Source organism: Streptomyces sp. NPDC050264 (genome assembly GCF_040655895.1).
Taxonomy (GTDB): Bacteria; Actinomycetota; Actinomycetes; order Streptomycetales; family Streptomycetaceae; genus Streptomyces.
This window is the reverse complement of the sequence record NZ_JBFAKV010000003.1, coordinates 273,965-299,259: the sequence shown is the minus strand read 5'-3', so window position 1 is coordinate 299,259 and position 25,295 is coordinate 273,965. Positions and strand designations below refer to the sequence as shown.

Below are 25,295 nucleotides of genomic sequence, written 5' to 3'. Positions count from 1 at the left end.
GAAAGCTGATGCGATCAAGGGTACGTGGAGGGGACACCGAGGAGTGCGGGCCGGGGGGCCGGTCGGCGCGGTCCGGCTTGTTCACACCGGTTCCGTGCCCGTATCCGGCGGTTTCGCGCCTATATGCGCCGGTGCCGCTCGTCCTCGACCACGGTCGTCTGGGCCGGCGGCACGACCACGCCCCTGCGCCGTCCGACGCTGCGGAAGACGAAGACGCCGATCAGGCCGACGATCATCAGGATCCAGCCGACGAGGTCGAGGTTGACCCCCTTCATGTGCCAGTCGGTCGCGAAGCTGAGAATCGCCCCGACGGCGACCAGGATGATGCAACCTCCCAAGCTCATGAGGTCTTCCTTCCCAACAGTTGTGTGATCCACGGGTACTTGAGAGCTCCGGGTACCCGGAGGCCTCGACGTCACACAGCCGGGGGGAGGACAGCCGAACTCAGCCCTCCAGGAACGCGGTCAGCGCGTTCGCCAGGAGGAACGGGTCGTCGGCGCCGCACAGTTCGCGTGCGCTGTGCATGGAGAGGATCGCCGCGCCGATGTCGACGGTCTTGATGCCGTGCCGGGCCGCGGTGATCGGGCCGATGGTGGTGCCGCACGGCATCGCGTTGTTGGAGACGAACGTCTGGAACGGGACGCCCGCCTTCTCGCACGCCGCGGCGAAGACGGCCCGGCCGCTGCCGTCCGTCGCGTAGCGGTTGTTGACGTTGACCTTGAGGATCGGGCCGCCGTTCGCGCGCGGGTGGTGCGTGGGGTCGTGGCGCTCGGCGTAGTTCGGGTGCACGGCGTGCCCGGTGTCCGACGACAGGCACACGGTCCCGGCGAAGGCCCGCGCCCGGTCCTCGTAGGAGCCGCCGCGCGCGAACACCGAACGCTCCAGGACGCTGCCGAGCAGCGGCCCGTCCGCGCCGGTGTCGGACTGCGACCCGTTCTCCTCGTGGTCGAAGGCGGCGAGCACCGGGATGTACGGAAGCGCCCCGTCACCTCTGCTCACCTCGGCGAGCGCGGCGGTACAGGCGTGCACGGACAGCAGGTTGTCCATCCGCGGACCGGCCACGAGCTCCCGGTCGCGGCCCAGGTAGGCGGGCGCCTCGATGGGGTACGTCATCAGGTCCCAGCCGGTGATCTCACGGCGCTCCAGGCCGTACTCGTCCTCGACGAAGCCCAGCAGGTCGCCCTCGCGCACGTCGTCGCCGAGGCCCCAGACCGGCTGCATGTGCCGCTGCTTGTCCAGCTTGAGGCCGTCCGCGGTGACGGAGCGGTCCAGGTGGATGGCGAGCTGCGGTACGCGCAGCAGGGGCCGGTCGATGTCGACGAGCCGCTCGCTGCCGTCGCGCAGCGAGATCCGTCCGGCGAGGCCCAGGTCCCGGTCGAGCCAGGAGTTGAGGAGCGGGCCGCCGTAGACCTCCACGGCGACCTGCCGCCAGCCGTTGCTGTGCAGGTCGGGCTGCGGCTTCACGCGCAGGTTCGGGGAGTCGGTGTGCGCGCCGACGATACGGAACGGGGTGTGCGGCTGCGCTCCGTTCGGCACGTACCAGGCGACCACGGCGCCGCCGCGCGTCACGAACTTCCCTCCGCTGGTGCCGTCCCAGGCGTCGGTCTCCGTGACCTGCTTGAACCCGGCCTCCTCCAGGCGCGCGGCCACGTTCGCCACGGCGTGGTACGGCGTGGGGCTGGCCGCCAGGTAGGTCATCAGGTCGTCGGTGTGCCCACGATCGAAGGGGCCGGAGGGTGTGCGCATGCGGCCAGAATAGTGCGGGTCCTTCTGGCCGGCCTTTGGTGGCCCGGCGCCGTTCGTCTGCCGGGTGCGTATGTCTCTCGCCCGCGGGCCCGGTGGGGGCCGAGCGCGCAGTTCCCCGCGCCCCTGAGCGTCTGCCGGGTTCCGCTCGTCTAGTGGGTGCGGCTTTCGTCGTGGCTGGTCGCGCAGTTCCCCGCGCCCCTGGGACATGCGGCTGCGCCGCAGCCCCATGAGAGCGCGCTGTACGCGCCCCTGGAGATGGCGCACGAAGTGCGCATCTCAGGGGTGCGGGGAATTGCGCGTTCGGTCCTCACTGGGCGCGGGGAACCGCGCGCTCGGCCGCGACGAGAGCCGCGGGCGCCCGGTGAGCGTGTCGGGGTAGATGGGCGCGCGAGAAGGCCCGTCGCTCCCCCCGGGGGGAGCGACGGGCCCGAGGCACGATCCGGCTCGGCGGAGCCTAGAACGCCGCTTCGTCCAGCTCCATGACATCCAGCCCGGACTCACTCGTGGCCTGCGCAAGCTTCCGCGCCCCGACAACCCCGGGCAGCACATTCGCGGCGAAGAACTTGGCCGCCGCGACCTTGCCCTGGTAGAACGCCACGTCCTTGCCGGTGGCACCCGCGGCGAGCCGCTCCGCCGCGACGGCCGCACCCTTGAGCAGCAGGTAGCCGACGACGACGTCACCGGAGGCCATCAGCAGGCGCGTGGTGTTGAGGCCGACCTTGTAGATGGACTTGACGTCCTGCTCCGTGGCGGCCAGGTCGGTGAGCATGACGCCGACGATGGCCTCCAGCTCGACGGCCGCCTTGGCGAGGGAGTCGCGGGCCGCGCTCAGCTCGTCGCCGCCGGTCTCGACCGCGAGGAACTTCTTGATCTCCTCGGCGAGGCCGTTCAGCGCGGCGCCCTGGTTGCGGACGATCTTCCGGAAGAAGAAGTCCTGGCCCTGGATGGCCGTGGTGCCCTCGTACAGCGTGTCGATCTTGGAGTCACGGATGTACTGCTCGATCGGGTACTCCTGGAGGAACCCGGAGCCGCCGAACGTCTGCAGCGACTGCGCGAGCTGCTCGTAGCCCTTCTCCGAGCCGTAGCCCTTGACGATGGGCAGCAGCAGGTCGTTCAGCGCGTGCTCGGTCGAGGCGTCCTCGCCGGCGGCCTCCTTGACCTGGATGGCGTCCTGCACGGAGGCGGTGTAGAGCACCAGGGTGCGCATGCCCTCCGCGTACGCCTTCTGCGTGAGCAGCGAGCGGCGTACGTCCGGGTGGTGCGTGACGGTGACCTTGGGCGCCGTCTTGTCCATGAACTTGGCCAGGTCGGGGCCCTGGACGCGCTCCTTGGCGTACTCGAGGGCGTTCAGGTACCCCGTCGACAGGGTCGAGATCGCCTTCGTGCCGACCATCATGCGGGCGAACTCGATGATGCGGAACATCTGGCGGATGCCCTCGTGCTTGTCGCCGATCAGCCAGCCCTTGGCGGGGTGCTTGTCGCCGAAGGTCATCTCGCACGTGTTGGACGCCTTGAGGCCCATCTTGTGCTCGACGTTGGTCGCGTACACGCCGTTGCGCTCGCCCAGCTCGCCGGTCTCCCAGTCGAACTCGAACTTGGGCACGAGGAAGAGGGAGAGCCCCTTGGTGCCGGGGCCGTGGCCCTCGGGACGGGCCAGCACGTAGTGGAGGATGTTCTCCGACATGTCGTGCTCACCGGACGTGATGAACCGCTTCACGCCCTCGATGTGCCACGAGCCGTCGTCCTGCTGGACGGCCTTGGTGCGGCCGGCGCCCACGTCCGAACCGGCGTCCGGCTCGGTCAGCACCATCGTCGAGCCCCACTGCTTCTCGACGGCGACAGCGGCGGCCTTCTTCTGCTGCTCGTTGCCCTCCTCGAAGAGGATGCCGGCGAACGCGGGGCCCGAGGAGTACATCCAGACCGCCGGGTTGGCGCCCAGGATCAGCTCGGCGTGGGCCCAGATCAGGGAGCGCGGCGCGGTGGTGCCGCCGATCTCCTCGGGCAGGCCCAGGCGCCAGTACTCGGCGTCCATGAAGGCCTTGTAGGACTTCTTGAAGCTGGCCGGGACCGGCGCCGTGTTGGTCTCCGGGTCGAAGACCGGCGGGTTGCGGTCGGCGTCCGCGAACGACTCGGCCAGATCGTTCTCGGAGAGGCGGGCGACCTCTTCGAGGATGCTCTTGGCGGTCTCGACGTCCATGTCCCCGAACGGGCCGGTGCCGTACAGCTTGTCGCGGTCGAGCACCTCGAAGAGGTTGAACTCGATGTCGCGGAGATTCGACTTGTAGTGCCCCATGGCGACGGCTCCGTAAAGGCTTGGGAGAAAGACCCGCTGCGGGGGCCCTGTCTTGTCGGGCTCCGGGATCGTCCTCGTACGCGTACCAACTAGTAACCAATAGGATGCTACCCGTCGGTAACAAAATGCAACCCCCAGCGGGCCAAGTGTGACGAAGGCACCCCCGCACCGGACCCGGTGCCGCGTCCCGAGACTCCTCCCGCGCCCCCGTCCCGCGCAAGAACCCCGACGGCAACTTCCGCCGCCCCGCCGCCGGTTCGGCGACCCGGTCCACCGCCCCGCGGCCCCTCGGTACTCTTGCCCCCATGTACGGATACGAGCAGCACGCCGGGGGAGCCGCTGGCGGGCAGCAGTACGCGCCGCCGCAGCAGGGCGGGTACGGGCAGCAGGCGCCGCCGCTGTACCCGGAGCCGTCGCCGCCCTCGCTCGCCGACGCGGTCCGCGCGTTCACCACCGGCTCGATGTCCGCCGAGGACTTCCAGCAGATCTTCGCGTCGTCGAAGGTCTACTGCCCGCGCGGTGACAACCCGGGCTTCCTCGCGCTGCACAACACCCAGCAGCCGGTGATCCCGATGTTCACCACGCTCAAGGAGCTGCGCCGGTACGCGGGCAAGGAGTCCAAGTACTTCGTCATCACCGGCGCCGAGGTGATCGACCTGCTGCCCACCGGGTACGGCTTCGTCCTCGACATGGAGGGCGAGCACCGGATGGTCTTCGACGCGAAGGCGGTCGAGCAGATGGTCGACTTCGCGATGCGCCGTATGTACGGCTGACCTGCGGATTTCGCCGACACCACCGAACGCCCGGAGGGAATTCCCTCCGGGCGTTCGGCGTTCGGACTGGCAGAAAGTTCTACGTTCAACTAAAGTCGAGGCACGAGGACGCCAAGGAGGTCCCCAAAATGCCCGCTGTGACCGTCGAGAACCCGCTGACCCTGCCCCGTGTGGCCGCGCCGGCGGATGCCGTGGCACGACCCGTGCTCACCGTGACGACCGCGCCCGGTGGCTTCGAGGGAGAAGGCTTCCCGGTGCGCCGCGCCTTCGCCGGGATCAACTACCGGCACCTCGACCCGTTCATCATGATGGACCAGATGGGTGAGGTGGAGTACGCGCCGGGAGAGCCCAAGGGCACGCCCTGGCACCCGCACCGCGGCTTCGAGACCGTGACGTACATCATCGACGGCACCTTCATCCACCAGGACTCCAACGGTGGTGGCGGCACCATCACCAACGGCGACACCCAGTGGATGACGGCGGGCTCCGGCCTGCTGCACATCGAGGCGCCGCCGGAGTCCCTCGTCATGTCCGGCGGCCTCTTCCACGGCCTGCAGCTGTGGGTGAACCTGCCCGCCAAGGACAAGATGCAGAACCCCCGCTACCAGGACATCCGCGGTGGCCAGGTCAAGCTGCTCACCACGGCCGACGGCGGCGCGCTGCTGCGCGTCATCGCCGGCGAGTTCGACGGCCACGAGGGCCCCGGCATCACGCACACGCCGATCACGATGGTGCACGCCACCGTCCGCCCCGGCGCCGAGGCGACCCTGCCCTGGCGCGAGGACTACAACGGCCTCGTGTACGTGCTCGCGGGCCGCGGCACCGTCGGCCCCGACCGGCGCCCGGTCCACAAGGGCCAGACCGCCGTCTTCGGCGCGGGCTCGTCCCTGACCGTGCGGGCCGACGAGGCCCAGGACGGCAACGAACCGGACCTGGAGGTCGTCATCCTCGGCGGCCGGCCGATCCGTGAACCCATGGCGCACTACGGCCCGTTCGTGATGAACACCAAGGCCGAACTCCAGCAGGCCTTCGACGACTTCCAGGCGGGCCGCCTGGGCGTCGTCCCCACCAAGGAGCGCCTGCCGCACACGTGATGCGTGTGCGCCCCTGATCGTGACGGCCCGCCGATTCTGCACCCGGCGGGCCGTCACCCATATATGACGCCCCATCACCCACCTGGACCCGCCCGGCGGGTGAGGATTCCCAGGTCATGATCGGGTGGCCGGGTGCAGCCCCCTACGCAGCTCCTGCCCGAACCCGCCCGCCGCGTCGCCGCCTGGTGTCTGGTGGTACTGCTCGCCGCCGGTGTCGCCTGGGTCGGGATCCGGCTGTGCGTCGAACTCAAGACGGCCGTCGTGCCGGTGCTGCTCGCCCTGCTCGGCACGGCCCTGCTGCGCCCCGTCCACCTCGCCCTGCGCCGCGCCAAGGTGCAGCAGTCGCTCGCGGCGGGCCTCACCTGCGCGGTGATCCTGGTCGTCGTCGGGGGCGCCGGATACATCGTGGTCGCGGCGCTCATCGACACCGGGGACCAGATCGTGGCCTCCGTGAAGCAGGCCGCCGCCGACCTCTCCGACCGGTTCGGCACCGGCGCGCTCGACCTCGACCACCTCGCCGACAACGCCCAGGACCTGCTCAAGAAGTACGGCGGCAGCGCGGCGTCCGGGGTGCTCAGCGGGCTCAGCGTCGTCGGCGAGGTGGTGGCCATGGCCGTCCTCGCGCTGCTGCTCTGCTTCTTCTTCCTGCGGGACGCCGGGCGCTTCCGGGTGGCCCTGCGGCAGGCCGCGCCGGGCAGCGGCGAGACCCTGGAAGCCATCGCCCGCCGCTCCTTCAACTCGATCGCCGGCTTCATGCACGGCACCACGCTCATCGCCCTCATCGACGCCACCTGCATCGGCGTCGGCCTGCTCATCCTGGGCGTCCCCGGCGCGGTCGGCCTCGCGGCCCTGGTCTTCGTCGGCGCCTACATCCCCTACCTCGGGGCCTTCATCTCCGGCGCGGTCGCCGTCCTCGTCGCCCTCGCCGACCGGGGGTTCGTCATCGCCCTGTGGGCGCTCGGCGTGGTGCTCGCGGTGCAGGTGCTCGAAGGGCACGTGCTCCAGCCGATGATCCAGTCCCGCACGGTGCAGATGCACCCGGCGGTGGTGCTGCTCGCCATCACGGGCGGCGCCTCCGTCGCCGGCATCCTCGGCATGCTGCTCGCGGTGCCGCTGACCGCGGCCGCGTTCGGCATCGTGAGCGAACTGCGCGGCCGCTACGGGACCGGAGGGGCCGGGGGCTCTGTTTCACGTGAAACAGCCGCCGGGTCCTCCTCGGCCGCGGGCGGCTCGTCCAGCCCGGACGGCTCGTAGAGCTCGAACCAGATGCACTTGCCGTTGCCCTGCGGGTCCACGCCCCACCGCTGCGCGAGCAGTTCCATCAGGACGAGACCCCGCCCCGAGGAGGCGAGCTCACCGGGCCGGCGCTTGTGCGGCAGGTCGTCCGAGGCGTCCGCGACCTCCACGCGCAGCCGGCGCGGGCCCTCGGAGCTCCTGGCGACCTCGGCGACCATGAGCGCGTCGCCGTCGGTGTGCACCAGGACGTTCGTGGCCATCTCGGAGACGAGCAGCACCGCCGAATCGACCTGGTCGTCGTCGGCCCAGTCGTGCAGCAGCTCCCGCAGCTGCTGACGGGCGGCCGCGATCCGCTCCGGCTCGGCCTGCGCGATCGTCATCGCCATACGGCGGGCGGAGGAGGGTGCGGTCGACAGGTGCGTACGCCGTAGGAGCAGCAGCGCTATGTCGTCCTCGCGGCGGTCGGCGAGCGGGCCCGTGCTGTGGTGCGAGGAGGGGCCGTGCACGGCCTGCACGAGGGCGTCGGCCAGCTCCTCCAGCGTGTCGGCGGGGCCCGTCTCCAGCGTCTTGCGCAGCCGGGCCCAGCCGGTGTCGAGGTCGTGCCCGCCGGTCTCGATCAGGCCGTCGGTGCAGAGCAGCAGCGTCTCGCCGGGCTCCAGGACGAGCCGGGTCATGGGGTAGTCCGCGTCCGGGTCGATGCCGAGCGGCAGTCCCCCGGCGGTGGGCCGCATCAGGACCGTGCCGTCGGCCATGCGTATGGCGGGGTCCGGGTGCCCGGCGCGGGCGATCTCCAGGACGCCGGTCGCCGGGTCGGCCTCGACGTACAGGCAGGTCGCGAAGCGCGGGTCCGCCGAGTTCTCGCCGCGGGCGGTGTCGTTGATGCCGTGCAGGAAGCGCGAGGCGCGGGAGAGGACCCCGTCCGGGCGGTGCCCCTCGGAGGCGTAGGCGCGCAGGGCGATGCGGAGCTGACCCATCAGGCCCGCGGCGCGCACGTCGTGGCCCTGGACGTCGCCGATGGCCAGGGCGATCCGGCCGGTGGGCAGCGGGATCATGTCGTACCAGTCGCCGCCCACCTGGAGGCCGCCGCCGGTCGGGACGTAGCGTGCCGCGACGCTCATCCCGGGGATCTCGGGGCCGAGGTTCGGCAGCATCGACTGCTGCAGGCCGTCCGTCAGCTCGCGCTCGGACTCGGTGACCACGGCTCGGGACAGTGCCTGCGCCAGCATGCGCGCGACCGTCGTCAGGACCGAGCGTTCGTCGGGGGTGAACGACACCGGGTAGGCGAAGCCCGCCATCCACGCGCCGATCGTGCGGCCCGCGACGATCAGCGGCAGGAACGCCCAGGACTGCCGCTCGAACCGTGCCGCCAGCGGCCAGACCGCCGGATAGCGGTGGTGGTACTCGTCCGGCGACGACAGATAGACCGCGCGCCCGGTGCGCACGACCTCGGCCGCCGGATAGTCCGTGGCCAGGTCCATGTCGGTGAAGGGGCTCACGGCGTCCGTCTGCTGGCCGTGGTGGCCGATGATGGTGAGCCGGTCGCCCGCGACGCCGAACACCACGAGCCCGTCCGGCGAGAATCCCGGCATCGACAGGCCCGCGGCGACCCGCAGCACCTCCTCCGTCGACCCGGCCTCGGCGAGCGCCCTTCCCGCGTCCAGCAGGAACGCCTCGCGGGAGCGCCGCCAGTCGCCGGTCAGCGGGGTGCGGGAGGCGGCGCCCGGTCCGGGCTCGGCGACCTCCTGGAGGGTGCCGATCAGTTCGTAGGAGTCCGGGCTGTCTCCGTGCAGTACCGGCCTGGAGCGGCTGCGCACGGTACGGATGACGTGCCCGCGCTCGTCCATGATGCGCAGGCGGGCCTCGGCGAGGGTGCCCTCGGCGACGGCGAGCTGGACGACGCCGTCGATCTCGTTCCAGTCGACCGGGTGGAAACGGGCCCGGACCCCCGACTCCGTCAGGGTGACCGGCTTCCCGTCGGGCGAGGGCATCCCTATCAGCCGGGCGGCCTCCACGTCGAAGGTGACGAGGCCTGCCCGGTTGTCCCACCGCCACAGGCCGGTCGCGAGAGCGGCGAGGACGTCCTCCACCGGCGGGAGGGGCTCACCAGTGCGCATGGCCCCACTCTAAGAAGAGGTGAACGCATACGGCCACCGAGACTATTCGCAAAGCGATCTTGGGGCGGCCGGTACCCTTGGGGAGATCCGGGTTGTCTCCCCGGGAACCCCGAAACGCAAAGGCTGGATGAACGACGATGCATCGGTACAGGTCCCACACCTGCGGCGAGCTCCGCGCCTCTGACGTCGACACCGACGTCCGGCTGAGCGGCTGGCTGCACAATCGCCGAGACCTGGGCGGCATCCTCTTCATCGATCTCCGTGACCACTACGGCATCACGCAGCTCGTCGCCCGCCCCGGCACCAAGGCCGCCGAGGTCCTCGACAAGCTGACGAAGGAGACGGTCGTCCGCGTCGACGGCAAGGTCGTCTCCCGTGGCGCGGACAACGTCAACCCGGAGCTGCCCACCGGCGAGATCGAGATCGAGGCCGCGGAGATCGAGGTGCTCGGCGCCGCCCAGCAGCTCCCGTTCCAGATCAACCAGGACGACGGGGTCGGCGAGGAGCGCCGCCTGGAGTACCGCTTCCTGGACCTGCGCCGCGAGCGCATGCACCGCAACATCATGCTGCGCAGCGCCGTGATCGCCTCGATCCGCTCGAAGATGGTCAACCTCGGATTCAACGAGATGGCGACGCCGATCCTCACCGCGACCTCCCCCGAGGGCGCCCGTGACTTCGTCGTCCCCTCCCGCCTCAACCCGGGCAAGTTCTATGCCCTGCCGCAGGCGCCGCAGCAGTTCAAGCAGCTGCTGATGATCTCCGGCTTCGACCGCTACTTCCAGATCGCGCCGTGCTTCCGCGACGAGGACGCGCGGGCGGACCGTTCGCCGGGCGAGTTCTACCAGCTCGACATCGAGATGAGCTTCGTCGAGCAGGAAGACGTCTTCCGGCCCATCGAGAAGCTCATGACGGAGATCTTCACGGAGTTCGGCGGCGGCCGCGAGGTCACCAGCCCGTTCCCGCGGATCCCGTTCCGCGAGTCGATGCTGAAGTACGGCAACGACAAGCCGGACCTGCGCGCCAAGCTGGAGCTCGTCGACATCACCGACGTGTTCGAGGGCTCGGAGTTCAAGGCGTTCGCGGGCAAGCACGTGCGCGCGCTGCCGGTGCCGGACACCGCCTCGCAGTCCCGCAAGTTCTTCGACGGCCTGGGTGACTACGCCGTCGAGCAGGGCGCCAAGGGCCTGGCCTGGATCCGCGTCGGCGAGGACGGCGCGTTCGCCGGCCCGATCGCCAAGTTCCTCACCGAGGACAACATCAAGGTCCTGACCGACCGCCTCGGCCTCAAGGCCGGTCACGCCGTGTTCTTCGGCGCGGGCGAGTTCGACGAGGTCTCCAAGATCATGAGCGCGGTCCGCGTCGAGGCCGCCAAGCGCGCCGGGCACTTCGAGGAGGGCGTCTTCCGGTTCTGCTGGATCGTCGACTTCCCGATGTACGAGAAGGACGAGGACACTGGGAAGATCGACTTCTCCCACAACCCGTTCTCCATGCCGCAGGGCGGTATGCGGGACCTGGAGGAGAAGGACCCGCTGTCCATCCTGGCGTGGCAGTACGACATCGTCTGCAACGGCACGGAGCTGTCCTCCGGCGCGATCCGTAACCACGAGCCCGAGATCATGCTCAAGGCCTTCGAGATCGCCGGCTACGACCGTGACACCGTCGAGGCCGAGTTCGCGGGCATGCTCCGCGCGTTCCGCTTCGGCGCCCCGCCGCACGGCGGGATCGCCCCGGGCGTCGACCGCATCGTCATGCTCCTCGCCGACGAGCCGAACATCCGGGAGACCATCGGCTTCCCGCTGAACGGCAACGCGCAGGACCTGATGATGGGCGCGCCCACCGAGCTGGACGAGTCGCGCCTGCGCGAGCTCAACATCCAGCTGCGCAAGCCCGTCGAGAAGAAGTAGCGCCGACCGCACGACGCGGGGCCCGGAACCGTCCATCGGTTCCGGGCCCCGCGCGTTTCAGCCGTTTGTGCCGTGCTCGCCGTTTCTCAGGGAACACACAGCTCTCACCCATCTCGTCGACAGCATCCGCCCCTAGGTTCCTCGCCCATGACGGATGACGAACAACCCCAAGAGGCCGCGCACACAGGTGAGTTGACACGTCGTAAGGTCGTTGCCGCCGGGGGCGCGGCGCTCGCGGCGGTGACCGTCGGGGGCGGAGTCGCCTTCGCCGGACAGCCCGGGAAGGGCGGTGGCGCCGGCCCCGCGCGGGAGGAGTGCTACCGGCTCACGGCGGAGACCACCGAGGGCCCGTACTACATCGACGCCGACAAGATCCGCCGGAACGTCACCGAGGACCGGGAGGGCATCCCCCTGGCCCTGCGCGTCAAGGTGATCGACAGCGACACCTGCCGTCCGCTCAAGCACGCCGCCGTCGACATCTGGCACTGCGACGCGCTCGGCATCTACTCCGGGTACGAGGACGCGTCCCAGGGCGGACCCGGCGGCCCGGGCGGCCCCGGCGGAGAGCCCGGCGGCACCCCGACCGGTACCCCCACCGGCATCCCCACGGACGCGCCCACCGGCCCGCCCGGCGGCGGGGGCCCCGGCAAGACCGACCCCACCGACGACAACCGCTACCTGCGCGGCACCTGGCTCACCGACGCACACGGCCACGTAGACTTCAGGACCGTCTTCCCCGGCTGGTACCGCGGCCGGGCCGTGCACATCCACACCAAGGTGCACGTCGGCGGGAAACTGACCGAGACCGGGTACGAGGGCGGGCACACCTGCCACACCGGCCAGTTCTTCTTCGACGAGGCCGCGGTCCTCGCCTCCGCCGAGGCCGAGCCGTACTCCACCAGCACCACCGAGCGCACCACGCTCACCGAGGACACCATCTACGACCAGAACGGGATCAGCGGCGGACTGCTGCGGCTGCGCTACAAGAAGGACGACATCGCGCGCGGCGTCGTCGCGACCATCACGGTCGGCGTGGACCCGGACGAGACCAACGAGGGACAGGACTGGGTGACCGGCTCGCCCTCACCCTCCGCCTCCTAAAGGCCGGAGCGCGGCACGACCAGGCCGGATTCGTACGCCGCCACCACCGCCTGCGCCCGGTCGCGCACGCCCGGCTCGGCGAGGATCCGGCTGACATGGGTCTTCACCGTCTCGCCGCCGACCACCAGGCGTGCCGCGATCTCCTGGTTCGACAGGCCCTCGGCGATCAGACGCAGCACCTCACGCTCGCGCGGGGTCAACGTGTCGGTCGCGAGGGCCTGTCGGGGCACGGAACGCGGGCGCAGGCGGGCGAACTCCGCGATCAGCCGGCGGGTCACCGTCGGCGCCCGCGGCGCCTCGCCCGCGGCGACGATCCGGACCGCCTCGAAGAGCCGCTCGGCGAGCATGTCCTTGAGCAGGAAGCCGCTGGCACCGGCGGCGAGCGCGTCGTACACGTACTCGTCGAGGTCGAACGTCGTCAGCATCACGATGCGGGTGCCCGGCAGGTCCCGGGTGATCCGCCGGGTCGCCTCGATGCCGTCCATGCCGGGCATACGGACGTCCATCAGGACCAGGTCCGGGCGGGCCGGGGACGGCGCCGCTGGGCCCCGCGGCGGGTATCACGGTGCTCGCCCGATACGCCGCCGCGGCACTGGCCGCCGGCTGGGTGGGGCGCTGCGCGTCCGCGACGCGTAGCGCCCGGTCGCGTCAGGCGGCGGGCTCGCCGCCGAAGCGCTCCTTGTACGACTCCAGGTCCTCGTCGGTGATCTTCGCGAAGAGGACCGGCGGGACGGTGAAGGCGGTACCCGCGGGGACCGTGGTGAGCGCCTTCGCCTCGTCGGCGCTCACCCAGTTGCGGGTGTCGTCGGCCAGGGTGAACGCGGCGCGCATCGCGGCCGCGGACGACGGGATGAACGGCTCGGAGACCACCGAGTACAGGTGGATCAGGTTCATCGCCGTACGGAGGGTCAGGGCGGCGCCCTCCGGGTCCGTCTTGATCTCCAGCCAGGGGGCCTTCTCCTCCAGGTAGGAGTTGCCCGCGGACCACAGGGCGCGCAGCGCGGCCGCGGCCTTGCGGAACTGGAGCGCCTCCATCTGGGTCTCGTAGTCGGCGAGGAGCTCGGCGATCTGCTCGCCCAGCCTCGACTCCGCCTCGCCGGGCGTGCCGCCCGCCGGGACGTCGTCGCCGAAACGCTTGCGGGAGAAGGACAGGACCCGGTTGACGAAGTTGCCGAGGGTGTCGGCCAGGTCCTTGTTCACCGTCGCCGTGAAGTGCTCCCAGGTGAACGACGAGTCGTCCGACTCCGGGGCGTTGGCGATGAGGAAGTAGCGCCAGTAGTCGGCCGGGAGGATCGCCAGGGCCTGGTCGGTGAAGACGCCGCGCTTCTGCGAGGTGGAGAACTTGCCGCCGTAGTACGTCAGCCAGTTGAAGGCCTTGAGATAGTCGACCTTCTTCCACGGCTCCCGGATGCCCATCTCGGTGGCCGGGAACATCACGCTGTGGAACGGCACGTTGTCCTTCGCCATGAACTCCGTGTACCGGACGTCCGAGGCACCGTCGGGCTCGAACCACCACGACTTCCAGTCGCGGTTCGCCGGGTCCTCGTCGGCCCACTCCTTCGTCGACCCGATGTACTCGATCGGGGCGTCGAACCACACGTAGAAGACCTTGCCGTCGGCCGCCAGCTCCGGCCAGGTGTCGGCCGGGACCGGGACACCCCAGTCCAGGTCACGGGTGATCGCGCGGTCGTTCAGGCCCTCGGTCAGCCACTTGCGGGCGATCGAGGAGGACAGCTGCGGCCACTCGTCGGCGACCTCGTCGATCCACGCCTCGACCTCGCCCTGCAGGTTCGACTGGAGCAGGAACAGGTGCTTGGTCTCGCGGATCTCCAGCTCGGTGGAGCCCGAGATCGCGGAACGCGGCTCGATCAGGTCGGTGGGGTCGAGCACGCGGGTGCAGTTCTCGCACTGGTCGCCGCGCGCCTTGTCGTAGCCGCAGTGCGGGCACGTGCCCTCGACGTAGCGGTCCGGGAGGAAACGGCCGTCGGCGGGCGAGTACACCTGCCGGATGGCGCGCTCCTCGATGAACCCGTTCTCGTTCAGCCGGCGGGCGAAGTGCTGGGTCAGCTCCGCGTTCTGCGGGGAGGACGAGCGGCCGAAGTGGTCGAAGGCGAGCGCGAACCCGTCGTAGACCGCCTTCTGCGCGTCGTGCGCCTGCGCGCAGAACTCGGCGACCGGCAGGCCCCGCTCCTTCGCGGCCAGCTCGGCAGGGGTGCCGTGCTCGTCCGTCGCACAGATGTACAGGACGTCGTGGCCGCGCTGACGCAGGTAACGGGCGTACACGTCGGCCGGGAGCATGGACCCCACCATGTTGCCCAGGTGCTTGATCCCGTTGATGTACGGAAGGGCGCTGGTGATGAGGTGTCGAGCCATCGGGGGCTGCTCCCAAGTCGTGACGATGTTGTTGCGCGCAGTGACGGGTTTCGGCTGCGGAATCTAGAAATCGTATCCGACATGGGGTGGCCGCCCGCGCGGTGTTTTACTGCGCGGACGGCCATGGTGGTACGTGACTGGGGGCGTGCGGGGGTTACGGGCGCCAGGCCGCCAGCACGCCCTCGTACAGCTCGGCGTCGGTCAGCTCGCGCGGGGTCGGGCCCGCGTGGAAGAAGGCGGCGTTGTCCGCCTTCAGCTTGCGCAGGTAGTCGAAGCCCTTGGCGTCGTGCTCGCCGAACGCGACGAACTGGAAGAACAGCGGGCGGCTCGCCGCCTTCGCCAGGGCCTCAGTCGCCGGGCGCTGGGTGTCCGGCGGGCCGTCCGTCTGGAAGACGACCAGGGCCGGGGCCGTCGGGTCCGCGCTCTTCTCGTGGTGCGCCACGATCTCCTCGACGGCGCGGTGGTAACTGGTGCGGCCCATCCGGCCGGCCGCGCCGTGCCACTCGTCGATCCTGCCCTCGTACGTGTCGTCGAGGGCGAGGTCGCCGGTCGCGTCGATGTCCGTCGAGAAGAACACCGTGTGGACGGTGGGGGTCTCGCGGTCGTCGAGGTGGGCGGCGAGGGCGAGCGTCTGCTCCGCCAGGCCGTTCGCCGAGCCGTCCTTGTAGTACGGGCGCATGGACCCGGACCGGTCGAGCACGAGGTACACCGTGGCCCGGGCCCCGGCCAGGTCCCGCGCCTTCAGCGCGTCCCCGGCGGCCTTGTAGGCGGCGACGAGACCCGGGGCGCGGGTCTTCACGTCATCGAGGTCGTGAGCTGCGCGCTTGCCTTCGGCGGGCGGGGTGGAGGCCTTGGCGGCGACCAGCTCCGTGTCCGCCTTGGCGGCTGCCTTTTCCTTGGCCGGAGCCTTCCGCTTCGCCGGCACCCCGGTTTCGGCCGGGGCCTCCGCCTGGGCGGGGACCTCAGCTTCCACGGGGCTCGCGGCCTTGGTCTTGCGCGGCGCCTCGGCCTCGGCCTTCGCCGCAGCGGCGGTCGAAGCGGCGTCCGCCTTCGGCTCCGCCTTCGGCTCCGCCGGGCTCTCGGTCTGCGCGGGGGCGTCGGCCGCGGCCTTGCCCTTGTCCTTCGCCGGGCTTCCGGCCTCGGCCTCGGCCGGTACCTCGGCCTTGGACTTCGGCTTCGCCGGGGTAGTGGCCCTGGTCGTGGCCTCGGTCTTCGCGGGGGCGTCGACCTCTGCCGGAACCGTGGTCTTCGCCGCAGCCTTCGTCCCGGCCGGGCTCGTGGCCGCGGTCTTGGTCTTCGGGGTCTCCGACTCAGCGGCGGCCTCGGTCTTGGCGGGGCTCTCGGCGTCGGCGTCCGCCTCGGTCTTCGCCGATGGCTCGGCCGTGGCCTCGGCCTCGGTCTTCGTGGTGGCCGCGGTCTTGCCTGCGGCCCTGGTCTTCGCGGGGGCCTCAGTCTCGGCCGAAGTTTCCTTCTGCGCCTCAACGGCCGCGGCCTTGCCTGCCGCCTTCGTCTTCGCCGGGCTCTCGGCGTCCGCCTCGGTCTCCGCCGACGGCTCGGCCGGGGCCCCGGCCTTTCCGGCAGCCTTGGACTTCGGCTTCGCCGGGGCGGTGGTCCTGGTCGTGGCCCTGGAGTTCGCCGGGGTCTTGGCGTTCTTCGTGGCCGGCGCCCCGGTCACGGCTTCGGTCTTCGCGGAGGCGTCGGCCTCTGCTGGAACCGTGCTCTTCACCTCGGCCCCGGCCGGGGTTTCGTCCTCGGTCGGCAGCGTGGTCTTCGCCGCGACCGCGGCTTTGCCCGCAGCCTTCGTCCCGGCCGGGGCCTCGGTCTTGCCTGGGGTCTTGGTCTTCGGGGTCTCCGGCTCAGCTGCGGCCTCGGTCTTGGCGGGGCTCTCGGCCTCGCCATCCGCCTCGGTCTTCGCCGATGGCTCGGCCGTGGCCTCGGCCTCGGTCTTCGTCCCGGCCGGGCTCGTGGCCGCGGTCTTGGTCTTCGGGATCTCCGAGTCAGCCGTGGTCTCGGTCTTGGCGGGGTTCTCGGCGTCGGCGTCCGCTTCGGTCTTCGCCGATGGCTCGGCCGTGGCCTCGGCCTCGGTCTTCGTGGTGGCCTCGGTCTTGCCTGCGGTCTTGGTCTTCGGGGTCTCCGGCTCAGCCGCGGCCTCGGTCTTGGCGGGGCTCTCGGCCTCGCCATCCGCCTCGGTCTTCGCCGATGCCTTGGCAGAGGCCTCGGCCTTCTCCGCGGTCTTCGACTTCGCCGCGGCTGCGGTCCTGCCCGCAGTCTTGGTCTCCGCCGGGGTCTCCGACTCAGCAGGGGCTTCCGCCTCGACCGGAACCTCGGTCCCTGTTACCTGCTCAGCCGGGGCTTCCACCTTGCCCGGCACCTCTGCCTCCGCCGCCTGCTCAGACGTGACCGGCGCGACCGGATGCTCCGCGCCCGTGCCGGGCTCCGTCGTGTCCGGGTCCGGGGCGGAAGCCACGCGTTCTCTGCCTACCGGGCGGGACGGCTTCGGTACGGCCACGTTGTCGAACGCCGCCGCCACCAGATCGTCCGCCTCGCCCTTCGACGGCCCGGGAACCTTCGGCTTCTCCGTGGTGGCGGAGGCGGAGGGGGCCGGTTCCGGCGATGGTGCCGGCAGCGTGACCTCCTGCTCCTCCGCGGCAGCGGCTTCCGTGTCCCGCTTCCGGGACCGCCCGAACGCGTTCCGCAGCAGATCCAGAATGCCCATGTGCGCAACCTTCCGCATGAGTTGGTCCCCAAAGTCCCTGGAACCCCTGGCCAGGGCGGACACGTAAGGTTAGCCGCCACCGAGCGTGATCTTGGGAAGGGTCGGTCCGATCGGCCGCGCGGGCAACTGCCGCCCTCCCCGGACAGGTTCACCCCGCGTTCATTCGACGTCCTCCCGCACGCACCCGTACGCCCCTAGCGTCACGCCCATACGAATCGCAAAGGGGAGGAAAAGCGTGCGCAAAACGCTGCCGCTGGTCACGGTCAACGGGGGTCACGCCGGGGGACGTTCGGCACTGACGTGCCGGTTCCGGTGTGGTGACGCCTGTTTCCACGAGGTGCCGAACACCAGCGACAACGAGTACGTCGGCGATGTCATCGCCGGTGCTCTCAGCCGCCGTTCGATGCTGCGCGCCGCCGCCGTGGTGACTGTCGCGGCCGCCGCGGGCCCGGCCGTCGTCGGCGCCGGCACGCAGACCGCGCAGGCCGCCACCCCGGCCACGTACAAGAAGGGTGAGAGCGGAGCGCGCGGGCTGCGGTTCGCGCCCGTCGCGCCGAACACCGCCGACACCGTCACGATTCCCCGCGGTCACGCCCAGAACGTCGTCATCCGCTGGGGCGAACCGATCCTGCGCGGCGCCCCCTCCTTCGACCCGGAGAAGCTGAGCGGCAAGGCCCAGGCCGGGCAGTTCGGGTACAACAACGACTTCCTGAGCCTGCTTCCGCTGCGCGGGGAGCACGGTGGGCAGAACCGTCAGGTGCTCGTCGCCAATCACGAGTACACGGACGAGATCCTGATGTTCCGGGGGTACGACCCGGAGAACCCCACGCGCGCGCAGGTCGAGGTGGCCTGGGCCGCGCACGGTCTCTCCGTCGTCGTGGTGGAGGAGGCCAGGAGGAGCGGTGCGCTGAGCGCCGTTCCGCGTCATCAGCTCAACCGGCGGCTCACCGCCACCAGCCCCTTCCGCCTCACCGGGCCCGTCGCGGGCAGCGCTCACGTCCGTACGGAGGCGGACCCGCGCGGCACCACCGTCCTCGGCACCCTCAACAACTGCTCGGGCGGCACCACCCCTTGGGGCACCACGCTCCACGGGGAGGAGAATTTCAACCAGTACTTCGCGCATGCCGCCGACGTGACCGACCCGGTCGTCGCCGCCCGCCTCAAGCGGTACGGGGTCGGCGGCGGCGCCTCCGAGCGCAAGTGGGAACGGTTCGACGAGCGCTTCGACCTCACCAAGGAGCCGAACGAGATCAACCGGTTCGGCTGGGTCGTCGAACTCGACCCGTACGACCCGCGGTCCACACCCCGCAAGCGCACCGCTCTCGGCCGCTTCAAGCACGAGGCCGCCCAGCCGCGGCTGACCGACGACGGGCGGCCCGTCGTCTACATGGGCGACGACGAGCGCTTCGACTACTTCTACAAGTTCGTGAGCAGCAAGCGCGTCGCCAAGGGTCATTCGCGCGCCGCGCACGAGCACAACCTCACCCTCCTCGACGAGGGCACCCTGTACGTCGCCAAGCTGCACGGCAACTCGCCGGCCGCCGAGATCGACGGGTCCGGGAAGCTGCCCTCCGACGGTGGGTTCGACGGCGGCGGTACGTGGATTCCGCTGGCCACCGCCCATGCGCACGGCCGTGCCGTCTCGCACGTCGACGGCATGAGCGCCGACGAGGTGTACCTCTTCACGCGGTTCGCGGGCGACGCGGTGGGCGCCACCAAGATGGACCGGCCCGAGGACATCGAGCCGTCGCCGCGCACCGGCAAGGTGTACGTCGCGCTCACCAACAACACCGACCGCGGCAAGGCGGGCAAGGCCGGCGCCGATGAGGCCAACCCGCGCAACCTCAACAAGCACGGGCAGATCCTGGAGCTGACCGAGCGCCGGGGCCGGGCCGAGGCGACGACCTTCGGATGGTCGCTGTTCCTGGTCGCCGGTGATCCGGACGACCCCGCCACGTACTTCGCCGGGTTCCCGAAGGAGAAGGTCAGCCCCATCTCCTGCCCCGACAACGTCGCCTTCGACCCGCACGGCAACCTGTGGATCTCCACCGACGGCAATCAACTCGGCTCGCACGACGGCCTGTTCGGGGTCGCCACCCGGGGTGAGCGGCGCGGCGAGCTGAAGCAGTTCCTGACCATGCCGACCGGCGCCGAGACCTGCGGTCCGCTGGTACAGGACCGGCGGGTGATCGTCGCCGTGCAGCACCCGGGCGAGGTCGACGGCGCCTCCGTGGAGAAGCCCGCGAGCGCCTGGCCGGACGGCCCCGGCCGCATCGTGCGGCCGTCCGTGGTCTCCGTGTGGCGTGAGGACGGCCGCGACATCGGCGTCTAGAAGCGGCCCGCGAGCGGTCCGGTCAGGCCGGGTTCCGGACCTCGGTCCCGAGCCGCTCGCGGTACACGGGGGCCTGGTGCACCGCTTCTTCGTACGCGGCGCGCAGATCCGGCAGCACGGCGTCGAGCAGGGCTTCGCTGCGGGCCGCGAGCAGCAGTCGTACGCCCACGGGGTCGCCGTGCAGCGGCCGGATCGCCATGTCCGTACGGGAGCGGGAGGTGGGCTGGCACAGGGCGACGACCTCGCCGGTGGCGACGAGGGACGCGGCGGTGAGGTAGTCGCCGTGCAGGACGCGGGGTTCGAGGCCGGCCGAGCGCAGCGCGCGCAGCAGGCCGTCCCATTCGCCGTCCACGGTGGGGTCGACCATCCACCGGTCGCCGGCCAGGTCGCTGAGCCGTACGACGCTGCGCCGGGCGGCGGGATGGTCGGTGGCCAGGGACACGAACTGCGGCTCGCGTTCGACCAGGACCCGGCACATCAGGCCGGGCGGTACCCGGAGCGGGCTGCCCTCGACCTCGTGCACGAACGCCACGTCGAGCCCGCCCTCGGCGGCCAGGCGCAGCAGCGCGTGCGCGGAGACGTCGACGCGCAGGGTCGGTTCGGTGCCGAGGAACGCGGCGTTGGACCGCAGGCGGCGCAGCCAGCCCGGCAGGGCGCGGCTCGCGGTGGACCCGATGCGCAGGCGGCCGGGGCCCTCGGCGGTGGCGGCGGCGGCCGCGCGGGTCTCCTCGACGAGGCCGCGCAGGCCGTCGACGAGCGGGCGGGCGCGGGTGAGCAGGACGCGGCCGAGCGGGGTGGGGCGGCAGCCGGTGCGTTCGCGGGTGAAGAGGCGGCCGCCGAGGAAGTCCTCGATGCGGCGCAGCTGGGTGCTCAACGCGGGCTGGGTCATGCCGAGTTGGCGGGCGGCCTTGTGCAGGCTGCCGGTGTCGTCGATGGCGCACAGGGCGCGCAGGTGCCGCACGTCCAGCTCCATGGGCGTCGAGAGTATGGCGGTCACGGGGGACACACCAGTACGCCTCATGAGTCTCAGCAGTCTCTCCACACCTCCGCTGCCTCCCCAATGCGCGGGGGGATAGCACGGTGTTATCGCCAAGTGCCATCATTCCCAGGCGCCTCTCGCGCCCCCACACTCGCTTGCATGACCATGACAGCACCCCCCACAGTCATCCGTCTCCTCGCGTGCGCGTTCGGCGCGGGGCTCACCGTCACGGCGCTCGCGGCCGGCCCCGCCACCGCGCAGACCCCCGCCCCCACCCCCGCCCGGGCCCACTACGCCGGGTCCGCGGAGGACGCCGCCGCCAACAAGGCGTTCTTCGAGGCGGTCATGAAGTCCGTCGCCGAGAAGCGGGCCGCGCACCCCGGCGCCGCGCAGGTCACCGTCACGTACGACGCGTCGGGCGCGCCGACGTTCCAGCAGCAGATAGCGAACAGCGCGTCCATCTGGAACTCGTCGGTGTCCAACGTCAAGCTCCAGTCGTCGTCCGGCGGCGGCGACTTCGCGTACTACGAGGGCAACGACTCCCGCGGTTCGTACGCGTCGACGGACGGGCACGGCAGCGGCTACGTCTTCCTCGACTACGCGCAGAACCAGCAGTACGACTCCACGCGGGTGACCACGCACGAGACCGGGCACGTGCTCGGTCTGCCGGACCACTACGAGGGGCCGTGCAGCGAGCTGATGTCGGGCGGCGGCCCGGGCCCGTCCTGCACGAACGCCTACCCGGACGCCAATGAGAAGTCCCGGGTGAACTCGCTCTGGGCCAACGGCTTCGCGAAGGCGCTCCGCAAGGCCGAGGCCGAGCTCGGCTGATCAGGTGCGGTGCAGGGGCGCGGGTCGGTGGCCGCTGGTCGCGCAGTTCCCCGCGCCCCTGACGGCCCGCACCTGCGGGCCGGTGGGAACTGCGCGACCAGCCCCGCTCACTCCGCGGCCGGCGCATCACCTGTAGGCCCCCCACGCACCCCGATCGCCCGCGCCGCCGCCACCTCCTGACGTACGTGCTCCAGAACTCCGTCCTGGGACCCGGCGGCGCCGCCGAAATCGGCCCGCACTTCCTCCAGCGTCACGGAGTCCCGGAGGCCCTGCGCCAACTCCCGCAACTGCGAGGCCACTTGGGTCACCTCCGCCGATGAGGGCGGAGGGGAACCATGGCGGACCCGCACCCGCGCCGCGGTCGTCGCGTCCACGATGCGTTCGACCGCGACGACGAGGGGCCACCAGGCCGCCGCCCGCCTCCCCGTGGGCGGCGGCTCGGTGAGCGCGCGCTGGAACTCGGTGCGGATCACGGACAGGTCCCGGTACAGGCGGCGGCGCATCCGGGCCCGGGCGGCGGGGTCCGCCGTGGTCCCGAAGGCGCATTCCACGTACGACGCCGTGTCGGCCACCGCGCCGGCGAGCCGGTCGCCGATCCGCGTGTGCCAGCTCTCCGGCCACAGCAGATACCCCGCGACGAGCGCGATGGCGCAGCCCATCAGGCTGTCCAGGAGCCGGGGCCCGAGCAGCGCGGTGCCCTGGTGGTTGAGGATGTCGGAGAGCAGCAGGATCACCGGGGTGATGGCCGCGGTCTGGAAGGCGTAACCGCGCGGTGTGAGCGCGGGGATGAGCGGCGCGAGCAGCAGCATCACCGGCACGTCCCACCGGCCGAGCGGCACCTCGGCGAGGACGGCCGCCGCCACGACGAGCCCCACCGCGGTGCCGAGCGCGCGCAGCACCGCCCGTGAGAACACCGACCCGAAGTCGGGCTTCATGACGAACGTGATGGTCAGCGCCACCCAGTAGGAGCGCGGCACGGGCACGATCGACACGAGGGCCTGCGCGATGCCGATGCACAGGGCGAGCCGCAGGCCGTAGCGCCAGGACGCGCCGGAGAGGATCACGTTGCGGGCGCCCCGGCGGGCGCGTACGCGCAGCGCGGCCGGGTGGCCGAGCCGGTCGTCGACGTTGGTGAACTCGCTGTCCCCGGTCCGCGCCGCGACTTCGGCGGCGTGCCGCACCGCGTGGTCGAGGGCGCGGGCGGCGGGCCCGTCGGGCTCGGGCAGTTCGAGGGGGCCGTCGTCGGCCGCGGCCCGCCCGGAGGCGATGGCGTCGGCGAGGGCGCGCAGGGTGGCGGGCACCTGCGGCGGCAGCGGCACCCCGCATTCATGGGCGGCGGGCGCGGCCTCCACGACGGGCGTCACGGCGTTCAACTGGCTGACCAGACGCACCAGTTCGGGGTTGCGGCCGTGCGCACGGGCGCGCCGGGCGAGAACGAGGTCGTAGGCCTGGTTCAGGGACTGGGTGACGGCGATACGGGTCTCGGCGTACGTGAGAGGGTCCTGGCCCGCGGCTTCGAGGAGGTGGGCGACGCCGCGGTACGTGGAGGCGACCGCGGCCCGCTCGGGGACCCCGCCGCGCAGCGGCCAGGCGAGGAGCGCGAGGAGGAGGACCAGCGCGCCGCCGCTGGTCATCAGGAGCGGCGCGAGCCACCAGTCGCCCGGCATCGGCAGGCCCGCGCCGACCACGCAGTTGAGCAGGAGCAGCAGCCCGGCGACGGAGGCGACCGCGCCGATCGTCGAGATCATCCCGGAGATCAGGGCGACGGCCGTGACGGCCACGACCGCGAGCCAGCCGTGGCCGAACACCAGGGAGCCGACGGTCACGCCCACCGCGCCGAACAACTGGGGGACGGCGATGTTGAAGATGCGCATGCGGTACGCGTCCGCCGTGTCGCCGATCACCCCGCTGAGGGCGCCCATGGAGGCGAGGGCGCCGTAGGCGGGGTGGTCTGTGGCCAGGCCCACCGCGAGCGGTGCGGCCATGGCCACGGACGCCCTCGCGGCCGCGGCCCAGGGGATCGGGGCGCGTTGCGGTCTGAGCGTTCTGATCAGCCAGTCCGGGGGCGTCAGGTGGGGCGGCATAGGGCCAGTATGCGATCTTCGGTCGCCCTCACGGGGCCGCTGCCCCGGCCCCCGCTCCTCAATCGCCGGAGGGGCTTGAGCGGGAGGAGCCCGGCCTGGACGTGTGCAGCGTCAGATCCACCAGCAGCGCCCGGTGATCGGTGTCCCGCAGTTTCAGGAAACGGGTCTTGTCCGCCGAGAACTCGCCGCTCACCAGCACGTGGTCGATCTGCGTGCCCAGCGGCGGCGGCGCCGCCGAGGGCCAGCTGGGGGTGCGTGCGTGGCCGGTGAGGCGGGCCGCGTCGCGGAGTGCGCCCGCGTCGAGGATGTGGCGGAACGCGGCGTGGTCCTGCGTCGCGTTGAAGTCCCCGGCCAGGATGGTCGCGGCCCCCGGATCGGCGGCGGCGAAGTCCCGCAGCCGGCCCAGTTCGCGGTGCCACAGCCCGACCTGGCGCGGCAACGGCGGCATGGGATGGGCGAGTTGGAGACGTACGGAGTGCCCCCGTACGTCGGCGGTCGCACCCGGCATGCCCATCGTGCCGGGCACGGTCGGCGCCGCCTTCAGCGGGAAGGTACTCAGGATCAGGGAGCCCTCCGAGCCGTCCGCGCGCACCGCTTGCCGGTACGGGTACGCGGCCTCCAGGGAGCTGCGGCCCAGCGCGTCCTGGCAGGCGGAGTCGCACTCCTCGGCGAAGACGATGTCCGGCTCGTGCCGGGCGATCGCGTCGATCAGCGCGTCGGTTCCGCGCCCGAACTCCACGTTCGAGGAGAGGACCCGCATTCCGGAGACGGGCGGCCCCTGGGCCTCGGAGTCCGTCCCGTACGGCTCCATGTACCAGGCCAGGGCGCCGAGCGCGACGACGCTCCACAGCATCCCGGTGCGCCACCGGGACAGCAGGGCCAGCAGCAGCGCGGCGACGGTGGGGACGGTCAGCCAGGGCAGGAACGCGAGCAGTTGCGGTACGGGCGTGATGCCGTCGCTGTCCGCCGCGCGGCAGCCGGCCACCACGCTCACCCCGGCCAGCAGCAGCGCGGCCGCCCACGCTCCGGTCCTGTGCACACGGCGGCGCCCGGCGCCCTCCGGTTCGTACCGCAGGGCGTCGGGCGTCTCGTCCGTCATGTGCCGCTGGGTCAAGGCCCGGCCTTCCGTTGGGAGTTCTCCCGAATCCTCCAGGAAAGACGGAACCGTGGGCCAGATGGTTGTCAGGCGCGCTCGGCCGTGCCGGGCCTGGTGGAGCGGCCCGGGTCGGTGGCGAGCGCCCAGATGACGAAGACGCCGATGCCGATGGCGATCATCGACCAGACGGGCGCGTACGGCAGGAACATGAAGTACTCGATGATGTACAGCGCCGCGAGGCCGATGCCCGCGCCGCGCGCCCAGTCGGCGCCCTTGAGGATGCCCCAGCCGGTGAGCGCGACGAGGATGCCGATGATCAGGTGGATCCAGCCCCACGTGGTGAGGTTGAAGGAGTAGACGTAGTCGCCGATCCGGCCGTACACGTCGTCCTTGGCGATGCCCGCGATGCCGTTGAGGATTCCGAAGATGCCGCTGACCAGCATCAGGACCCCGGCGAATACGGAGCCGCCGCTCGCCCATCCGTCGTCGGGGCGGTCGCCGTCGGCCGGGCCGGGGGTGCGGCCCCGGTGCTCCGTCGACCAGCCGGCCGCGCCGGGTTCGGTGGTCGGGGGTGTGTGGTTCGGGGGTGTGCCGGGGGGTGTCGTCTCGCTCATGGGGTGCCT

The 25,295-nt window shown here is 71.4% G+C and carries 17 protein-coding genes and 1 pseudogene; 7 read left to right on the top strand and 11 right to left on the bottom strand.

All coding sequences use genetic code 11. From position 1 onward, the window contains the following. Window positions 1-119 precede the first annotated feature (119 nt). The 3 genes from AB0J02_RS06515 to AB0J02_RS06505 form a co-directional block, all read right to left on the bottom strand. A complete protein-coding gene (locus tag AB0J02_RS06515; protein WP_363192444.1) occupies window positions 120-344 on the bottom strand; it encodes a DUF6458 family protein in 225 nt (74 codons plus the stop codon). A gap of 100 nt (window positions 345-444) precedes the next feature. Then, the gene (locus tag AB0J02_RS06510; RefSeq protein WP_363192443.1) at window positions 445-1,746 is read right to left on the bottom strand and encodes a M18 family aminopeptidase; all 1,302 of its coding nucleotides are present in this window, start codon (window positions 1,744-1,746) and stop codon (window positions 445-447) included. Window positions 1,747-2,200: 454 nt separating this feature from the next. Beyond that, window positions 2,201-4,039: an acyl-CoA dehydrogenase gene (locus AB0J02_RS06505; RefSeq protein WP_363192442.1), complete on the bottom strand. Its 1,839-nt coding sequence runs from the start codon at window positions 4,037-4,039 to the stop codon at window positions 2,201-2,203. Between the two features lie 305 nt (window positions 4,040-4,344). Here AB0J02_RS06505 and AB0J02_RS06500 point away from each other — a divergent pair, with 305 nt between their 5' ends. The 3 genes from AB0J02_RS06500 to AB0J02_RS06490 all read left to right on the top strand — a co-directional run bounded on the left by AB0J02_RS06500 (window position 4,345) and on the right by AB0J02_RS06490 (window position 7,160). Beyond that, window positions 4,345-4,812 (top strand): SseB family protein, encoded by a 468-nt coding sequence (locus AB0J02_RS06500; RefSeq protein WP_363192441.1) that lies wholly within the window; start codon window positions 4,345-4,347, stop codon window positions 4,810-4,812. Window positions 4,813-4,940: 128 nt separating this feature from the next. Next, window positions 4,941-5,906, top strand: coding sequence for a pirin family protein (locus AB0J02_RS06495; protein WP_363192440.1), 966 nt, complete (start codon window positions 4,941-4,943; stop codon window positions 5,904-5,906). A gap of 132 nt (window positions 5,907-6,038) precedes the next feature. Next, window positions 6,039-7,160 carry an AI-2E family transporter gene (locus AB0J02_RS06490; protein ID WP_363192439.1) on the top strand — a complete coding sequence of 374 codons (1,122 nt, stop codon included), beginning with the start codon at window positions 6,039-6,041 and terminating at the stop codon, window positions 7,158-7,160. Here AB0J02_RS06490 and AB0J02_RS06485 read toward each other — a convergent pair. Beyond that, window positions 7,064-9,256: a SpoIIE family protein phosphatase gene (locus AB0J02_RS06485; protein WP_363192438.1), complete on the bottom strand. Its 2,193-nt coding sequence runs from the start codon at window positions 9,254-9,256 to the stop codon at window positions 7,064-7,066. The genes AB0J02_RS06490 and AB0J02_RS06485 overlap by 97 nt on opposite strands. A 137-nt stretch (window positions 9,257-9,393) precedes the next feature. Between AB0J02_RS06485 and aspS the strand changes: the two genes are divergently transcribed. Beyond that, complete coding sequence (aspS, locus tag AB0J02_RS06480; RefSeq protein ID WP_363192437.1) at window positions 9,394-11,160, top strand: aspartate--tRNA ligase; 1,767 nt, start codon at window positions 9,394-9,396, stop codon at window positions 11,158-11,160. Between the two features lie 147 nt (window positions 11,161-11,307). After that, on the top strand, window positions 11,308-12,261 hold the full coding sequence (locus AB0J02_RS06475) for an intradiol ring-cleavage dioxygenase (RefSeq protein WP_363192436.1): 954 nt from the start codon (window positions 11,308-11,310) through the stop codon (window positions 12,259-12,261). On the opposite strand, the pseudogene AB0J02_RS06470 reads toward AB0J02_RS06475, so the two are convergent. The 3 genes and pseudogenes from AB0J02_RS06470 to AB0J02_RS06460 form a co-directional block, all read right to left on the bottom strand. Further along, window positions 12,258-12,782: pseudogene (locus AB0J02_RS06470) on the bottom strand (response regulator transcription factor); the annotation flags it as partial. The gene AB0J02_RS06475 and the pseudogene AB0J02_RS06470 overlap by 4 nt on opposite strands. A gap of 127 nt (window positions 12,783-12,909) precedes the next feature. Beyond that, a complete protein-coding gene (gene metG, locus AB0J02_RS06465; protein WP_363192435.1) occupies window positions 12,910-14,634 on the bottom strand; it encodes a methionine--tRNA ligase in 1,725 nt (574 codons plus the stop codon). 154 nt (window positions 14,635-14,788) lie between these two features. After that, complete coding sequence (locus AB0J02_RS06460; RefSeq protein ID WP_363192434.1) at window positions 14,789-17,350, bottom strand: VWA domain-containing protein; 2,562 nt, start codon at window positions 17,348-17,350, stop codon at window positions 14,789-14,791. Window positions 17,351-17,585: 235 nt separating this feature from the next. Between AB0J02_RS06460 and AB0J02_RS06455 the strand changes: the two genes are divergently transcribed. Then, entirely contained in the window at window positions 17,586-19,682 is a 2,097-nt protein-coding gene (locus tag AB0J02_RS06455; protein ID WP_363192433.1) for a PhoX family phosphatase, read from the top strand. Between the two features lie 22 nt (window positions 19,683-19,704). On the opposite strand, the gene AB0J02_RS06450 is transcribed toward AB0J02_RS06455, so the two are convergent. After that, complete coding sequence (locus AB0J02_RS06450; protein ID WP_363192621.1) at window positions 19,705-20,655, bottom strand: LysR family transcriptional regulator; 951 nt, start codon at window positions 20,653-20,655, stop codon at window positions 19,705-19,707. A 171-nt stretch (window positions 20,656-20,826) separates the two neighbouring features. Here AB0J02_RS06450 and snpA point away from each other — a divergent pair, with 171 nt between their 5' ends. Next, a complete protein-coding gene (snpA, locus tag AB0J02_RS06445) occupies window positions 20,827-21,492 on the top strand; it encodes a snapalysin (protein ID WP_363192620.1) in 666 nt (221 codons plus the stop codon). Window positions 21,493-21,599: 107 nt separating this feature from the next. Here the strand turns inward: snpA and AB0J02_RS06440 are convergent, their stop codons facing one another. The 3 genes from AB0J02_RS06440 to AB0J02_RS06430 all read right to left on the bottom strand — a co-directional run bounded on the left by AB0J02_RS06440 (window position 21,600) and on the right by AB0J02_RS06430 (window position 25,286). Continuing rightward, window positions 21,600-23,576 carry an FUSC family protein gene (locus AB0J02_RS06440; RefSeq protein ID WP_363192432.1) on the bottom strand — a complete coding sequence of 659 codons (1,977 nt, stop codon included), beginning with the start codon at window positions 23,574-23,576 and terminating at the stop codon, window positions 21,600-21,602. Between the two features lie 58 nt (window positions 23,577-23,634). After that, window positions 23,635-24,675 carry an endonuclease/exonuclease/phosphatase family protein gene (locus AB0J02_RS06435; protein ID WP_363192431.1) on the bottom strand — a complete coding sequence of 347 codons (1,041 nt, stop codon included), beginning with the start codon at window positions 24,673-24,675 and terminating at the stop codon, window positions 23,635-23,637. 83 nt (window positions 24,676-24,758) lie between these two features. Beyond that, on the bottom strand, window positions 24,759-25,286 hold the full coding sequence (locus AB0J02_RS06430; protein WP_363192430.1) for a hypothetical protein: 528 nt from the start codon (window positions 25,284-25,286) through the stop codon (window positions 24,759-24,761). Window positions 25,287-25,295: the final 9 nt, after the last annotated feature.

What these genes read in the sequence shown, in the direction of transcription:
- AB0J02_RS06435 (WP_363192431.1), bottom strand. Translation starts at nt 24,675, where the DNA reads ATGACGGACGAGACGCCCGACGCCCTGCGGTACGAACCGGAGGGCGCC.
- AB0J02_RS06475 (WP_363192436.1), top strand. Translation starts at nt 11,308, where the DNA reads ATGACGGATGACGAACAACCCCAAGAGGCCGCGCACACAGGTGAGTTG.
- AB0J02_RS06460 (WP_363192434.1), bottom strand. Translation starts at nt 17,350, where the DNA reads ATGGGCATTCTGGATCTGCTGCGGAACGCGTTCGGGCGGTCCCGGAAG.
- AB0J02_RS06485 (WP_363192438.1), bottom strand. Translation starts at nt 9,256, where the DNA reads ATGCGCACTGGTGAGCCCCTCCCGCCGGTGGAGGACGTCCTCGCCGCT.
- AB0J02_RS06500 (WP_363192441.1), top strand. Translation starts at nt 4,345, where the DNA reads ATGTACGGATACGAGCAGCACGCCGGGGGAGCCGCTGGCGGGCAGCAG.
- AB0J02_RS06440 (WP_363192432.1), bottom strand. Translation starts at nt 23,576, where the DNA reads ATGCCGCCCCACCTGACGCCCCCGGACTGGCTGATCAGAACGCTCAGA.
- AB0J02_RS06510 (WP_363192443.1), bottom strand. Translation starts at nt 1,746, where the DNA reads ATGCGCACACCCTCCGGCCCCTTCGATCGTGGGCACACCGACGACCTG.
- AB0J02_RS06450 (WP_363192621.1), bottom strand. Translation starts at nt 20,655, where the DNA reads ATGGAGCTGGACGTGCGGCACCTGCGCGCCCTGTGCGCCATCGACGAC.
- AB0J02_RS06430 (WP_363192430.1), bottom strand. Translation starts at nt 25,286, where the DNA reads ATGAGCGAGACGACACCCCCCGGCACACCCCCGAACCACACACCCCCG.
- AB0J02_RS06505 (WP_363192442.1), bottom strand. Translation starts at nt 4,039, where the DNA reads ATGGGGCACTACAAGTCGAATCTCCGCGACATCGAGTTCAACCTCTTC.
- metG (WP_363192435.1), bottom strand. Translation starts at nt 14,634, where the DNA reads ATGGCTCGACACCTCATCACCAGCGCCCTTCCGTACATCAACGGGATC.
- AB0J02_RS06515 (WP_363192444.1), bottom strand. Translation starts at nt 344, where the DNA reads ATGAGCTTGGGAGGTTGCATCATCCTGGTCGCCGTCGGGGCGATTCTC.
- AB0J02_RS06495 (WP_363192440.1), top strand. Translation starts at nt 4,941, where the DNA reads ATGCCCGCTGTGACCGTCGAGAACCCGCTGACCCTGCCCCGTGTGGCC.
- snpA (WP_363192620.1), top strand. Translation starts at nt 20,827, where the DNA reads ATGACAGCACCCCCCACAGTCATCCGTCTCCTCGCGTGCGCGTTCGGC.
- aspS (WP_363192437.1), top strand. Translation starts at nt 9,394, where the DNA reads ATGCATCGGTACAGGTCCCACACCTGCGGCGAGCTCCGCGCCTCTGAC.